The following is a 14814-nucleotide window of genomic DNA, read 5'->3' on the forward strand; positions in this document are numbered from 1 at the left end:
ACCCACCTTGCGGGATAGCCCGGCCCGATAAAAGTGCGTCCTGCACCCAAGTTATCCCGATCAGAAGAAATGGCTGACGGAGATTAATGATGATTCGGCTGCGCAGCCTCGACCGGATTCTCCTGCCATAACAAGGCGGACGCTTCTCCTTCGGAATGAAAGTCCACCGCGGCGATCGACGAGGTACGGAACATCAGCGGTTGCAGGCCCGGAACCAGTTCGGCACTTAAATAGCCCACCAGCGGCAGGTGGGACACCACCAGCACGGTGCTTGGTTTTTCCAGGTCGATGACGGCTTTCAGGTAGTCCGCAACTTGCGCTGCATCACCATAAGGCGTGATGTCATCAATCGTCATCAGCGTTTTGGGCACCGGTAATTCTTCCGACATCGCCTGCCAGGTTTGCTGTGCCCGCAGGTACGGGCTGACCCAGACCAGATCAAGCTCACCATCGAGATGACTGGCCAGCTGCCGGGCCATCTGCTGGGAATAGACTTTACCTTGTGCGGTCAGAGGCCGCTCCGCATCACTTGGGGCAAAATGCTGCGCTTCGCCATGACGCATGATAAAAATTCGCATAGTCTCCAATCCGGTTGCGCGTTTCTGTGGTTATGCTAGCAAAGGCTGGCACACACAGGGTAGCCATTTAATCTTACGCGATGTGAAAGCGTGACGGCTGAATCGGTATCGCGAACGGAATATTTCTTCCCTCGAATGAAATCTCTGACCAGACAGAATTTGCCAGTGTACCTATTGGGCGTCATAATTAGCCTAATTCCCTTTAAAAATAGGCGCTTCCTGTGTTCAAGAGTCCGAACGATCCCAAAGAGTACCGCTATGTCACCCTTGAGAATCAACTCAGGGTGTTGCTGGTCCACGATCAGACGGCACCCCGGTCGGCAGCTGCACTTTCTGTCGGAATTGGTCATTTTGATGATCCGATGGATCGCCAGGGGATGGCCCATTTTCTTGAGCATATGTTGTTTCTGGGGACCGAGAAATTCCCCCATCCCGGTGAATTTCAATCGTTCGTGAATCAGTACGGCGGCAGTAACAATGCCTGGACCGGAACTGAAAACACCACCTATTTCTTCGAAATCGCTCCACCCGCTTTTGCGGCCGGACTGGAGCGATTCGGCCAGTTTTTTACGGCGCCGCTGTTCAATGCAGACTCAGTGGAGAAAGAACGCCAGGCTGTCGACTCTGAATATAAGCTCAAACTGAAAGATGACGTCCGTCGTTTATATCAGGTGCATAAAGAGACGATTAACCCTGAGCATCCGTTTTCCAAATTCTCGGTCGGCGACATTGGCACCCTGGAAGACCGTCCCGGTAAACCGGTTCGCGATGAACTCATCGCTTTCTATCGCCAGCATTATTCAGCCAGTTTGATGGGGCTGGTCCTGCTCGGTCCCCAGACGCTTGATGAACTTCAAACCTGTGCTGAGCAGTTTTTCGGAGACATTCCTGACTCCGGTCAGGACAAGGCAGACATCGCCGTTCCTTTAGTGACAGACAGGGAAAATGCCCGCTTTATTACAGTGGAGCCCATCAAGGAAGTCCGCAAACTGACGCTGTCTTTTTCCTTGCCGGCCATGGAACACCATTACCGCAGCAAACCGCTGTCCTATCTGGCGCACTTGCTGGGCAATGAAGGGACCGGCAGTCTGATGTCCGTCCTGAAAAGTGAAGGGCTGATCAACACGCTGGCCGCTGGGGGCGGTGTCAGCGGCAGTAATTTCCGTGAGTTTACCATTGGTCTGAACCTGACCCCAAAGGGGCTGGAAAAAATCGATCACATCGTGACCACAATATTCCAGTACATTCAGCTCATCTCAACGCAGGGGCTGGCAGAATGGCGCTATCATGAAAAACGCGCAGTCCTGGAGCAGGCTTTCCGTTATCAGGAAAAAAGCCGTCCGTTGGATACCGTCAGTTATCTGGTCATGAATCTGCTCCATTACGCGCCGGAAGACATTGTTTACGGCGACTATATGATGAGTCAGTACGATGAATCTTTGCTGAAAGAAGTACTGACACAGCTTCGCCCGGATAATCTGCGTCTGACGCTGGTGGCCAAAGGTCAGCACTATAATCAGGTGGCCGACTGGTATCACACCCCTTATGCCGTCACACCGTTTACGACAGAGCAGCTCAGCAACTGGGCGGCACCGGGCGTGAACCCTGCACTGCAACTCCCGGAATCCAACCCTTACCTGTGTGAGCGCTTCGATCCACATCCATTGGAAAGCCGACAGGATCTGCCCCCTCAACTGATTCAGGATCTGCCTGGTTTCCGGCTCTGGTTCAAACAAGAGCATGAATTCCGGGTGCCGAAAGGACTGGTTTATGTCGCCATCGACAGCCCTCATGCAGTGAGCTCGGTCCGTAATATTGTCAAAACCCGGCTTTGCGTCGAGATGTTGATGGAAGCATGCAATGAAGTCGCCTATCCGGCGGAAGTCGCGGGCATGGCCTACAACTTGTACGCCCATCAGGGGGGGGTCACCCTGCAACTCTCAGGCTTCAGCGAAAAGCAGCCACTGCTGCTGAAATTACTGCTGGAGAAATTTGCCGGACGCACCTTCAACGTGGAGCGGTTCAACAGCATCAAAGCACAAATGTTACGCAACTGGCGCAATGCTGCGGAAGATAAGCCGATTTCTCAGTTATTTAACCAGTTAACGGGCTTGTTGCAACCCAATAACCCACCCTACCCAGCCCTGATCAAAGAACTGGAAACCGTCGAGGTGTCCGAGTTGCCTGCATTTGTCGATGCGATGTTCGCTGAACTGCACATCGATACTTTTGTGTATGGGGACTGGCGTCAAGACGATGCGCTGGCGCTGGCCGAAGTCCTGAAAGATGCTTTCCGGGTAACCGATCAGCTCTATGGTGAAGCCCAGCGACCTCTGGTCCATCTGGGAGACTGCGGTACCTTAAGGTATGAAGTCGACTGTCATCACGCCGACTCAGCGATTCTGGTTTACCACCAGTCCAGAGAACAGTCGCCTAAAGCCATCGCAACCTACACGCTGGCCAATCACCTGATGTCCACCACATTTTTCCATGAGCTTCGTACAGAACAGCAACTGGGATACATGGTCGGCACAGCGAATCTGCCGCTGAACCGTTATCCCGGCTTGCTGCTCTATATTCAGTCCCCGGTGGCCGGGCCATTGCAACTGCTCGAAGCCATTGATGAATTTACCAATGCATTTGCACTGGTGTTGCTGGAACTGACAGAAAATCAGTGGCGTTCCAGCAAGCAAGGGTTGATTGCTCAGCTATCTGAGCCAGACACCAACCTGCGCGCCCGCGCACAACGCTATTGGGTCAGTATCGGCCATAAAGATGACCATTTTGACCAGCGCCAAAAAATTGCCGCTGAAATGGAATCTCTGTCTCGTGCAGAACTGGTCCGTTTTATGGTTGAAGAGATCAAACCGCGCACGGCAAATCGCCTCATTACTTATTATCAGGGGGAGGCGCACAGTAATTTAACCCCACTGGAAGTCGGAGAACCCATGACCTCCGTCAGCCATTTTCAACAGCAAGCCTGCTGACTCAGACGCTTTACAACTCCGGGCCAAGCGCCCGGAGAATATGCCGGAAAAGCACATCAAACTCACTAAAATTGGAACCATGGTTACACTTTCATGAACATGTCCTAATTTTCCTTTCGTATCAGTCGATTAACTAAATTACCAAATCAAGAGATTCCTCAGACTAGCAGTCTGTGCCGGAGTTCGCACAAGAAGTCATGAGGTCGAATATGCATTTTTTCAGGACAATGTTCAGGAACTTGTTATGTCGCACGCCTGTTCGATCTGCCGTCAATCCATAACGGCGAAAAACCGGAGCTCTCATAGTCGGCTATTTTGCCAGACCTGTATGAAAGCCATTCATCCCCGTCCTTTCGACGGGATGCTCTGCCTGATGACCAGTATTGCTTTATTTAGCCTGATCTTTTTACTCTGGATTGGCTTTAATCCCCTGATGGTTGCTGGCTCTGTCATCCTGTTGATGCATTTGATCAGACCCCGGCGTCTGTATCGACGTTTTCGGCTCAATGCCACCATGCAACAAGGCTTTAAGCACCAAAAAACAGTCTGAATTTTCACTGCTTTTCCGTTAAGTTCTATCTCCATCCCTCTAACGACAAAGGCCTGCGATTGCAGGCCTTTGATTTTTTCCTCAGCAAGACTTACGCGTAATAACGCTGATCGTCCTGCGCCATTTGAAGCAAGCGCTCACATGGGCGGAATCGCTCGCCATATTTATCGACGTGCTCATTGAGGAGTTCAACCACACGCTTAGCGCCCAGCTGATCCATATAGCGGAACGGTCCACCCAGAAATGGAGGGAATCCGATACCAAAAATCGCCCCGATATCACCATCGCGTGCACTGTGGACCACGCCTTCATCCAGGCAACGGGCCGCTTCATTCAACATCATCAGCGTACAGCGAATGGCAATTTCATGACCGGAAGCTTTCCGTTCCGGATTCAGGTTCAGCAGTTTATAAACGCTCTTATCAACGCCTTTCTTCTTCCCCTGATACAGATAGAAGCCTTTTCCGGTTTTACGACCTTTACGGCCATCTTTCAGCAGAATGTCGAATACATCCGGACTCTGGAAACGCGAACCCAGCTCTTTTTCGAGAATCGGACTGATTTTCGCCCCCACATCCACCCCGACTTCGTCGAGCAAGGTGATAGGACCAACCGGGAAGCCAAAATCCAGCAATGCCGTGTCAATGTGCTCAATCGGTTCGCCACTCAACAGAGCCAGCGCCGCTTCGTTCATATAAGGGGCCAGAATCCGGTTGACGTAAAAACCAGCTTTATCCGCGACGACAATCGGGGTTTTCCCTTGCTTTTTCGCCAGTTTCACCACAGTTGCAACAGTCTGTGGTGACGTGCCTTCATGCGGAATCACTTCCACCAGCGGCATTTTCTCAACCGGGCTGAAATAATGCAGGCCGACAACCTGCTCCGGGCGATCTGCAACAGAGGCAATCTGGTGAATCGGCAGTGACGACGTATTGGTCGCGAAAATCGTATCCGGACGGGCGTTCGTTTCAACGTCTCGCACCATTTGGTGTTTCAGCTTCAGATCCTCAAACACCGCTTCAATCACGACATCAGCCTGATCAAAGCCGCGATAATCAACACCGCCCTGAATCATCAGCATCTGCTTTTGCAATGCCGCTTTACTGATGATCTTCCGCTTACGTTTTTTATCCAGCAATTGATAGTTGTACGACAATGCATTCAGAATGCCGTCGTTGGAAATGTCTTTAATCTTCACCGGTAGGCCAGCTTTTGCTGCAGAGACATGGCTGATCCCGCCCCCCATCAGGCCACCACCCAGCACAGCAACCCGCTTCACGGTTGCAGGCTGAACTTCACTGCCAACGCCGGTTTCTTTCTTCATGGCCGTCGTTGCAAAGAAGAGACTGCGCAGCGCAGCAGATTCAGAGGTCATCACCAGCTCGCCAAAGCGGCGGGCTTCTTCTTTCAGGCCTTTCGACATACCATGCTGCAGACCATATTTGATCACATCCAGAATGGCATCGGCTGCCGGATAATTCCCACGTGTTTTTTCACGGATCTTTTTCCGGGCCTGATCAAAGACCAGCGTGCGGCCAACCGGGTTGCCGCCCATCGCCCAGTCCTGAAAACTGTGCTTGCGGGTTGGTTTCCCTTTCAGAGCCAGTGACTCAGCCACGGTCAGTAAGATGCTTTCCGGTACACATTCATCCACTACACCCAACTGCTTGGCTTTTTTCGCACGCAGCTGTTTCCCCGTCAGGATCAGATCCAGCGCGTTGGCCACACCAATCAGGCGCGGCAAGCGCTGCGTGCCACCGGACCCCGGCAACAAACCCAACTGAACTTCCGGCAATCCGAGTTTGGTGATCCCGGCGTCTGTACAAACTCGGCTGTGACAAGCCAGCGCCAGTTCCAGCCCCCCACCAAGACATGGGCCATGAATGGCAGCGACCACATGAAATGGCAGCGCTTCCAGACGTTGAAACATCGTCTGACCCTGAATCGCCAGCGCTTCTGCTTCCTGTGCGGTTGTGCAGGCGGCCAGCATCCGGATGTCAGCCCCTGCCACAAAGTTATCTGGCTTACCAGAATGAACAACCAGACCTTTGATCTCAGATTTTTTACTTTCCAGCTCATCCAGCACAGCACCGACCTGCGATGCGAATGCCGCCTGCAGCGTATTCATTTTTTCGCCGGGCACATCAATGTTCAGCCATGCAACACCATTGTCACCGTAGCGCAGCTGAAATGCAGAGGCTGGCGTGTCTGTCGTCTGAACTGTGTTTTGTTCTGTCATGGTTACATCCGTCATTATTCAGCCTCCAGGATCATCGCGGCACCCAGACCACCGGCGGCACAGGCCGTATTGAGTGCCAGTCCGCCGCCCCGGCGCTGCAATTCACGCAAGGTTTGGGTGATCATTCGTGCACCGGTGGCTGCGAATGGATGACCGTAGGCAATTGAGCCACCCAGCACGTTGAATTTATCCATATCGATTTCGCCAATCGCTTCGCTGCGGCCCAGTTTTTCCTGCGCGAATTGTCTGGAAGCAAACATTTTCACATTCGCCAGTGTTTGCGCTGCAAATGCTTCATGCATATCAATCAGCGTCAGGTCTGACAATGTCAGGCCAGCCCTGTCCAGCGCCAGCGGTGTTGCGTAGGACGGCCCCATCAGCATGTCCTGCTCAACCCCAATCGCAGAAAACGCGTACGATCGAATATAGCCCAGCGGCTTAAGACCCAGTTCTTTCGCGCGACCTTCACGCATCAGCAGAATCGCCGCAGCGCCATCGGTCAGTGGTGTACTGTTGGCGGCAGTCACAGAACCGTACTTGCGGTCGAAAGCAGGACGCAGTTTCGCATAGCCTTCAACGGTGGAATCTTCCCGGACGTTGTTGTCTTTATCGATCCACTGGCGATACGGTTCGGGAAATGCCGTGATCACTTCATCCTGAATCAAACCATCGCGCCATGCCTGAGCAGCCAGTGTATGTGAACGATGAGCCAGCGCATCCTGCTCTGCCCGGCTGATCCCATGGGTTTTCGCCATTTGTTCTGCCGTCTGGCCCATGCTCAGGCCAGTTGAGTATTCTGCAACTGCAGGGGGCACCGGCATCAGATCTTTCAGGCTGAGTTTACTCAGCAGGCTCATTTTCTTGCCCATGGTCTTGGCTTTACTTAATGACAGTAATGTCGCAGCCAGCTTTTTGGACACGCCAATCGGCAACACAGAAGACGAGTCTGCCCCGCCAGCAATGCCGATATCAATGGTGCCGGAAATGATACTTTCAGCAACGTTTGCCGCTGCCTGGAAACTTGTGGCGCATGCGCGTGTCACACTATAAGCATCCGTGTGAATGTTCATGCCCGTACCCAGCACAATTTCACGGGCAATGTTCGGGGCTTCAGGCATTTGAACAACTTGGCCAAAAACCACCTGTTCAATCAAAGCGGGGTCAAAATCAATCTTTTGCAGCATTTCGTTGACCACCATTTTGCCCATATCCAGCGCTGGCACACCATTAAAGGCAGTCGCCTGGCGGGCAAAAGGGGTACGTAATCCTGTCACAACAGCAATACGCTCACCCTGTTGGGTGGTAAGATTCTGGCGACGTGTCATCGCGACTCCTTATCATGATGTAATCTAGAGGTCAGACCACATTGATTGTAACGGCATTGTTATTAATTTCAAATCAATGTTTAAAAGTTGAGAGACATCAAAAACAACAAAAAAAGTAAGGGAATTTTGGGACGAATAAAAAAAAACCACACCGCTATGGTATGGTTGTCAGACTCACTCTGTCAGCCAGATGTTAAAAGTGTATGAAATTTGTGTAGGAAAAAACTGGTGTTCACGATTGGCGTTCAGAACACCAGTGAGGGTCATACACAATTTGTTAATATCGTATATTGAATCCCGTAAAGGACGATATCGAGAATCACCCCCCGATAACCAGCTCAGTATAACGAAAGTCGGCTGACAGATATTGAGGATAATCAATAACACTATAAGAATCACTTGAATCCAAACATTATTCAGCACCGTAAGATCTGCAAGAATGGATGATGACGGATGGACAAGAGCATGATGAAGCAGTTTTTCCGTAAGAAAAGTGCAGAGACCTCGGTCTCTGTAGATATGAATAAACAAAAACGATATGAATCTCTGGTCAGAGCCTGGCACAAAGACCTTTACAGGTATGCATATTGGCTTTGCCATGACCCTCATGTCGCTGAAGATTTAGTGCAGGAAACTTGTCTGCGTGCATGGCGTTCTTTGGACAACCTGAAAGATGACAGTGCTGCAAAAGCCTGGCTGATTACCATCTTACGCAGAGAAAATGCCCGCCGGTTTGAAAGGAAGCAACTTGATTTAGTGGATTTGGATGAATATGCCATTCCCGATCATGAACCGGAGACATCCAGTCTTGGTGATTCAGAACTGGGTCAGCTAAGTCGTTTACTTCAGCAGCTTTCGCCTGAGTATCGAGAACCTCTGGTTTTACAAGTTATGGCTGGATTCAACGGGGATGAAATTGCTAATATCTTAGGTCTGAACCGCAACACTGTCATGACGCGGCTATTCAGGGCTCGTAATCAGTTGAAAGATTCCATTGAAAAGCAAACCGAACGGAGGGGACAACATAATGGACGACCTTGAATTTCGTCGCAGAATCCTGGCTGATCCGAATGATCGCAGCCCTGAGATGATTGCGGCGAAGAATTCGTCAGTCACCAATCGAAAACTCCATGATGAGCTACAGCAGTTGGATAGTAAATTGTCTGCTGCAATGAAGGTCGATGTCCCGGAAGATCTGGCCGATCGCATTCTGTTTCGTCAATCCGGTCAGGGCTATCAGGCAGAAAGAAAAGTTCGCCGTCATTTGGCAATCGCCGCTTCCGTTGCTTTCTTCGGGGGGTTACTGCTTGGAAAATTTGTCCCGGATTCCATGCCCGGCTCTTCACCCGATATTGGTCAGATTGCACTGACACACATCTATAATGAAGCGCCTTTTGTGAATCAGATCGATGAAGGCGTCTCTCTGACTCAGGTAAACGCTAAGCTGAAGCCATTTGGTCCGACACTGAGCACTTTGCCGTCACATGTCTACTACCTGAATCATTGTGGTTTTAACGGCGGCGAAGCCTTACATATGGTACTGCATGGTCAGCACGGTAAAATCACTGTTTTTGTGGTCCCTCAACCCAGCAAAAACATGGCCCGTTTCGAAGACAGTCAAATGAATGGAGTGGTGATGCCTTCACATGGCTCCAGCCTGATCGTTGTGGGCAACAAAGGCGAAAATGTGATGCCCATTGCCGAAAAACTCCAAAAAGCAATGCACTGGCAAGATATCTGAATCCCTTCTTTTGATGACGGTTGTGCACTCGCCGTCATCGAAACGCTTATCTTTTCATCAATCAAACCTTCCCCATCATTGATAAAACAATAACTTAATGACTGGTCAGATTTGTCCTGCTTTCTCCTGCCCCTAAAATCGGCTCCCCGCTGGTACTTTCTTGTGCCAGACGGTCAAGAAAATCAGGATAAAAATAAATGTACAAGAAGCGTCTGTTTACAAGAACCATGATGGCAACTGCCATCGCTTTGGCATCTCATCAGTCACTGGCTGCGGGATTCCAGTTAAACTCACAATCGGCCACTGGCCTGGGCCGCGCATTTGCTGGTGATGCCGTAATTGCAGACAATGCGTCTGTCATGGCACGTAACGCTGCAGCAATGACGCTGTTCAATGCGCCTGCAATCTCACTGGGCCTGAATGTTATTGATACTGACATTGAGGTAAAAGATGCAAACTATACGCTCTCAAATCCACTGACCAATTCTGCTACTTCGTCGAATCTCGACAATGAGCAAATCGGCGGCACTTCCTATGTCCCGAACCTTTACTATGTTCACCCGGTGAATGACAAGCTGGCACTGGGTGTTGGGATTTACTCAAACTTCGGCACCAAGACAGAATTCGGCAACAGCTATGCTGCCAATGAATTCGGCGGGCTGACCGATGTGAAAAGCATGAACCTGACGCTGAATGCGGCATACCGTCTCAATCCACAATGGAGCATTGGTGGTGGTCTCGACATTATTTATGGTCAGGGCGAATTGAAGCGTTCGAACAAGACCATCGAAGGTGTGCTTCAGTATTCAACAAGCGTTCAAGGACCACTGCTGGATGTCGATGTCGATGGCACCGCGGTAGGCTTCAACCTGGGCACTGTGTATGAACTGAATGACGCAAACCGTTTCGGTCTGGCCTATCACTACAGTCCGGAACTGGAAGCAGATGGCGATATTTATGCGCAACAAGCTGGCGGACAGCTCAACGGCCAGAAACTGCTGATGCCCCTGCCGGATATGGTTGAATTCTCAGGCTTCCACCAACTGAACAACCAGTTTGCTGTTCACTATAGTGTTCAGTGGATCGAGTGGAGCAGCTTTGATGTGCTGAAAACCAACAAAGACGTCACGCTGAACGACTATCAATGGCAGAATGGCTGGCATTACGCCATCGGTGGTACTTATACACTGAATTCAGACTGGACGCTGCGTGCCGGTTACATGTACGACACCAGTGCCCAGGACAAGAAGACCTCAATTTCTGTACCAGACTCAGATCGCCAGTGGTTCTCAGGCGGTTTCAGCTATAACCTGAGCAGCAAATCTACGGTCGATTTTGGTCTGACTTACCTGATGGGTAAAGATGTTCAGGCAACAGAAAGCACTGATCTTTCAAACGTCTCGGCAACCACGCGTGCTGACGCACTGCTGTACGGCGTACAGTTCAGCCACTCTTTCTAAGCAAAGTGTCCGTACCAAACAGAACAAAGCCGCTCCAATGAGCGGCTTTTCTTTTCAGGCTGTATCACGTACAGCCCAATCTCAGAGTCAAACTTACTGACAGTTTGCTGCGCCCAGATCTTCCCAAACACCCCACTCACCCGTGGTTCCAGGCTCTTCACCGGTCGTCCACCATTTCGCTTTCCAGGATTTACCTGAATGCGTCACAATGTCGCCCGCATTGTAAACACCGCCGCTGGCCCAGGCATTCGTACATCCAGTCGAACCGCCATCCTTCAACACAGTGACAGTCGCTGAATCAGATACGCTCTCTGTGCCATCATTCACAGCCAGCGAGAAATTCAGCACGGTATCCACAGTGTAGCTAGCTGCAGTGAAAGTCACCTGAGCACCATTCACGGTCGCATTCAGACCCGCAGGCAGCGTCCAGTGAAAGGTCAGGGTGTCGCCATCCGCATCTGTCGACTGTGACGCATCCAATGTTACGACATCACCAGCATTTACCGAGGCAGGTGCATTGATGACCACAACCGGCGCTGTGTTTGAACCCGGCGCTTTTGCCGTCACAGTGACTGAATCTGTTGCCGTTGCGCCCGCGTTATCCGTCACAGTCAGGGTGAACACATACTGTGTATCAACCGTCACAGACGGAACAGCAATGGTTGCCGTCGCAGTATCAGCACCAGTCAGCGTCAGAGACGGGCCACTGGTTTGTGCCCACTGGTAGCTCACAACCTGGCCATCCCGGTCACTTGATGCAGTGCCATCCAGCGTAACGGAAGCTGCAGCGTTCACTTGCTGATCCGCACCGGCATTTGCAATCGGGTTATAGTTCCCCCCGCTACCAGCCAGAGATTCCTGCATTGCATTCAGGATATCGCCGTTGTCCGCATCAATTTCCCATGCAAACAGACCCGCCAAACCCAGATTCTGTACGTACTGACCTTTCGCCATAATGGAGCGTGGGTTATCGAATGTGATCAGGTTGCCATTGCTCGGGTCATACGCCCAAGGTCCCTCAGCCTGCTCGTCATAGCCTTTCACAACTGCAGCATTATTCAGGTAGTCTGTCACAACATCTTTATAATCGATCACGCCCGCTTCCCAGGAGCCCGGTACCGGACCTGCTCCCGTGCCCGTCATCGGGTTGTTTGGATCGGTCATGCTCGCTTCGGTCACGCCAGTCCAGCCCCGTGCATACATCGCAGCGCCCAGAACCAGTTTGTTCGCAGGGACACCCTGTGCCAGCAAGCGGTCAATCCCGTGTGATGCTGTATAGGCCGGGCCTTTGCGTGGCTCGCCATTGTCATCCACACCGGTACCGTTACAAACATCAGCCGTCATATGGCTGCCACAGAACAGCGCGGTCTGATGACCCGGCACATTGTTCCAGCCGCCGAAGAAGTCGTAGGTCATTGCAAAGATATAATCCATGTACTGAATCGCATCTGCGTAATTCACCACATCGATTTTGTCATAACCCACACCAATTGCTGAGGTCAGCTCATATTGACGGCCGGTTTCAACTTCCAGATCATCCAGCATGGCACGCAGTTCACGCATCAGCGCAACGTACGCAGGACCATCATTCACGGTATCGCCCAGATTCGGGTTAGCCCCTTTGCCGCCCGGGAATTCCCAGTCAATATCAACACCATCGTAGAATTTCCAAGTCTTCAGGAATTTCTTCACACTGGCTACAAAGATGTCACGCTTCGCCTTGTCGGTGAACGAGTAGAAGGGGTCAGACAGCGTCCAGCCACCAACAGACGGGATAATTTTCAGATCAGGATAGCGCTGCTTCAGGGCCATTAACTGACCATAGGTACCTTTATACGGCGTGCTGTGCGTATGGCCGGATTGCGGATGTGGCATCTGCACTGCCGCCCACGGGTCGTGGATCACGACTTCGAAATCCGGAGTTCCCGCACAGGCACGTTTCAGAGCCGCCAGACTATTACCGTTTTCAATTTCACCCAGTGAGTCGTTCGGACCACAAATTGGAATGAAGCCATACAGAATGTGGGTCAGGTTTTGTGCCGGAATCTTATCCACCGGGAACTTACGACCGTAAACCCCCCACTCGACAAAATATGCACCAACAACAGCGTTCGCTGGCGTGGTGTAGTTGCCGTTATTCGGATCGACGTTCATTGGCAGCGGATCCAAATGACTGCCATCCGTATCAGCCACAACAATATCTTTTGCAGCGCTACTGGTACAAACCTGCGCAGTACCGGCACCACTACACAATTCAACGGTCATGGCATACTTTCCGCCCTGAGCGACCGACAGTGTGGTGGAGCCTGCGCCACTGGCTGCCGGATCAATACTTTGCTCAAAAACCACATTGCCATTGAGTTTTACTCTCCAGGTATCCGCCGGATCACCGGAATAGCGCTGCCATGCGACGGGCACTTCGGCTGCGGGTTTCACTGTGACCAGGCTGGTATAGGCTGATGCAGCCTGATCGACTTCAATGATAGCAAAATCAGTTTCCATCCATGCGATCTGAGGCGTTCCAGGCGCAGCGAGTGCTCCCCACGAGAACGATACAGCGGCAATCGCCGTTGCAATCGGAGATAACTTATTGAAAGACATGACTTCATTCCTTGAGTAAAAAAAATCAAAAACACATAACTTTATCGCTATGCAATATAAGCAATAGTCGAGTTTCTTTGTGTCTCAAAGAAAGAAAGTAAAAAAAATGATACAAATGTTGCGCATTGTGATCTCATGCCATTGGATTTGTAACCTTAAGTAAGCCACACCTTACAAAATGATAGAAAGAACAAAGATTGAGCGCATTCATCATCCGCGCGTGCAATGATTCATCGCAACAGGGATATTCACCGGAAAATCCGGTATCGATTGACCGCATTTTCACTTCCAAACAGACCAAATCCGGCCATTGTCACTCAGCCTTAATATTTACAAAAAATTAACAATACAGGCAATTGATGCCGCTGAACGATCAAAAAAGCCAGAGCAATCAACTTGCTCTGGCTTTGAGTCGTTCACAGATGATTTCAATTATTCGCTATCAATTTCATCCAGATAATCATCAAGATAGACTTCCTGCTCTGTCGCGCTTGTTTCAACTTGCGCACCACCAGCCCGGAAATTCTTATATTGAATATATGCATCTCGGGTGAAGATATAAGGATCCGGCGAGTTCTCCAGCAACGGTTCCTGAGCCACCAGTTTGGCACGATCTTCCATCCCTTCGACCGCCCACTTGCCCAGACTTTGCCAGAACGTCAGCAAGTTCAACGGGAAATACAGTTTATCTACCCAATCCCCTGCGCCTTCCCGTAACGTGACCGGCCCATAAGCAGGGATCATAAAGTAAGGACCATTCCCCACGCCATAATAACCGAGGGAGTCTGAGAAGCTCTGCTCTCCCGGTGGCGGAATATCCGCTGCCGTTGCGATATCAATTAAACCGGCCAGACCAAAAACACTGTTAATCCAAAACCGGTTAAAGTGATCCACGGCTTTCTCTGGTTCCTGCTTCAGCAAACTGTTCACCATGTTCGCCGGCTCTTCCAGATTCGACAGAAAGTTTCTCAGTCCCGTCCGGAAAGGTGAAGGTACATAATCCACATAAGCCAGAGACACCGGACGAACCAGATAAGGATCCAGATAGTCGTAGTTGACTGACCACATGGCCCGGTTAAAGCCTTCAAACGGGTCATATACTAGCGTTTCAGGCTCACCCAAAGCTTCGAGCTCTTCCACACTCAGACCGGCGGCTTCCAACTCCGCATCGTCCAGCCCGAATTCATTCCCTTCCAGCTGATCCGGCTCAGGTTCCGACGGCGAATTGGCACATCCCATCAGGGACATTGCGAGCAATACTGATAAAAAAAGATTTCGACTCAATGTGTTAGCCACTTATTCTCATGAAAACAGACTGGATAATGATATCCAG

At 50.9% G+C, this 14814-nt stretch carries 9 protein-coding genes; 4 read left to right on the forward strand and 5 right to left on the reverse strand.

What is annotated here, in order from left to right:
* Positions 1-83 precede the first annotated feature (83 nt).
* A complete protein-coding gene (gene sixA / locus Q4579_RS02915; RefSeq protein WP_303561486.1) occupies positions 84-578 on the reverse strand; it encodes a phosphohistidine phosphatase SixA in 495 nt (164 codons plus the stop codon).
* Positions 579-799: 221 nt separating this feature from the next.
* Between sixA and Q4579_RS02920 the strand changes: the two genes are divergently transcribed.
* Positions 800-3565 carry an insulinase family protein gene (locus tag Q4579_RS02920; RefSeq protein WP_303561487.1) on the forward strand — a complete coding sequence of 922 codons (2766 nt, stop codon included), beginning with the start codon at positions 800-802 and terminating at the stop codon, positions 3563-3565.
* A gap of 641 nt (positions 3566-4206) precedes the next feature.
* Here Q4579_RS02920 and fadJ read toward each other — a convergent pair.
* Entirely contained in the window at positions 4207-6354 is a 2148-nt protein-coding gene (fadJ, locus tag Q4579_RS02925) for a fatty acid oxidation complex subunit alpha FadJ (RefSeq protein ID WP_303561488.1), read from the reverse strand.
* 14 nt (positions 6355-6368) lie between these two features.
* Complete coding sequence (gene fadI, locus Q4579_RS02930; protein ID WP_303561490.1) at positions 6369-7679, reverse strand: acetyl-CoA C-acyltransferase FadI; 1311 nt, start codon at positions 7677-7679, stop codon at positions 6369-6371.
* Between the two features lie 465 nt (positions 7680-8144).
* On the opposite strand from fadI, the gene Q4579_RS02935 reads away from it, so the two are divergent.
* The 3 genes from Q4579_RS02935 to Q4579_RS02945 all read left to right on the forward strand — a co-directional run bounded on the left by Q4579_RS02935 (position 8145) and on the right by Q4579_RS02945 (position 10880).
* On the forward strand, positions 8145-8720 hold the full coding sequence (locus tag Q4579_RS02935; RefSeq protein WP_303561704.1) for a sigma-70 family RNA polymerase sigma factor: 576 nt from the start codon (positions 8145-8147) through the stop codon (positions 8718-8720).
* Positions 8707-9420 carry a DUF3379 domain-containing protein gene (locus Q4579_RS02940; RefSeq protein WP_303561492.1) on the forward strand — a complete coding sequence of 238 codons (714 nt, stop codon included), beginning with the start codon at positions 8707-8709 and terminating at the stop codon, positions 9418-9420. The genes Q4579_RS02935 and Q4579_RS02940 overlap by 14 nt, the downstream gene beginning before the upstream one ends.
* 197 nt (positions 9421-9617) lie before the next feature.
* Entirely contained in the window at positions 9618-10880 is a 1263-nt protein-coding gene (locus tag Q4579_RS02945; RefSeq protein WP_303561493.1) for an outer membrane protein transport protein, read from the forward strand.
* Between the two features lie 93 nt (positions 10881-10973).
* Here the strand turns inward: Q4579_RS02945 and Q4579_RS02950 are convergent, their stop codons facing one another.
* Together Q4579_RS02950 and Q4579_RS02955 are read right to left on the reverse strand one after the other, a co-directional pair.
* A complete protein-coding gene (locus Q4579_RS02950) occupies positions 10974-13481 on the reverse strand; it encodes a glycosyl hydrolase family 18 protein (protein ID WP_303561494.1) in 2508 nt (835 codons plus the stop codon).
* Positions 13482-13913: 432 nt separating this feature from the next.
* Complete coding sequence (locus Q4579_RS02955) at positions 13914-14777, reverse strand: MlaA family lipoprotein (protein ID WP_303561496.1); 864 nt, start codon at positions 14775-14777, stop codon at positions 13914-13916.
* Positions 14778-14814: the final 37 nt, after the last annotated feature.

It is taken from the genome of Photobacterium sp. 1_MG-2023, from assembly GCF_030547945.1.
In the GTDB taxonomy this organism is placed as follows: domain Bacteria; phylum Pseudomonadota; class Gammaproteobacteria; order Enterobacterales; family Vibrionaceae; genus Photobacterium.

Coding starts and splice junctions, on each gene's coding strand:
- Q4579_RS02945 (WP_303561493.1), top strand. CDS start 9,618: ATGTACAAGAAGCGTCTGTTTACAAGAACCATGATGGCAACTGCCATC.
- Q4579_RS02935 (WP_303561704.1), top strand. CDS start 8,145: ATGATGAAGCAGTTTTTCCGTAAGAAAAGTGCAGAGACCTCGGTCTCT.
- Q4579_RS02940 (WP_303561492.1), top strand. CDS start 8,707: ATGGACGACCTTGAATTTCGTCGCAGAATCCTGGCTGATCCGAATGAT.
- fadJ (WP_303561488.1), bottom strand. CDS start 6,354: ATGACAGAACAAAACACAGTTCAGACGACAGACACGCCAGCCTCTGCA.
- fadI (WP_303561490.1), bottom strand. CDS start 7,679: ATGACACGTCGCCAGAATCTTACCACCCAACAGGGTGAGCGTATTGCT.
- sixA (WP_303561486.1), bottom strand. CDS start 578: ATGCGAATTTTTATCATGCGTCATGGCGAAGCGCAGCATTTTGCCCCA.
- Q4579_RS02950 (WP_303561494.1), bottom strand. CDS start 13,481: ATGTCTTTCAATAAGTTATCTCCGATTGCAACGGCGATTGCCGCTGTA.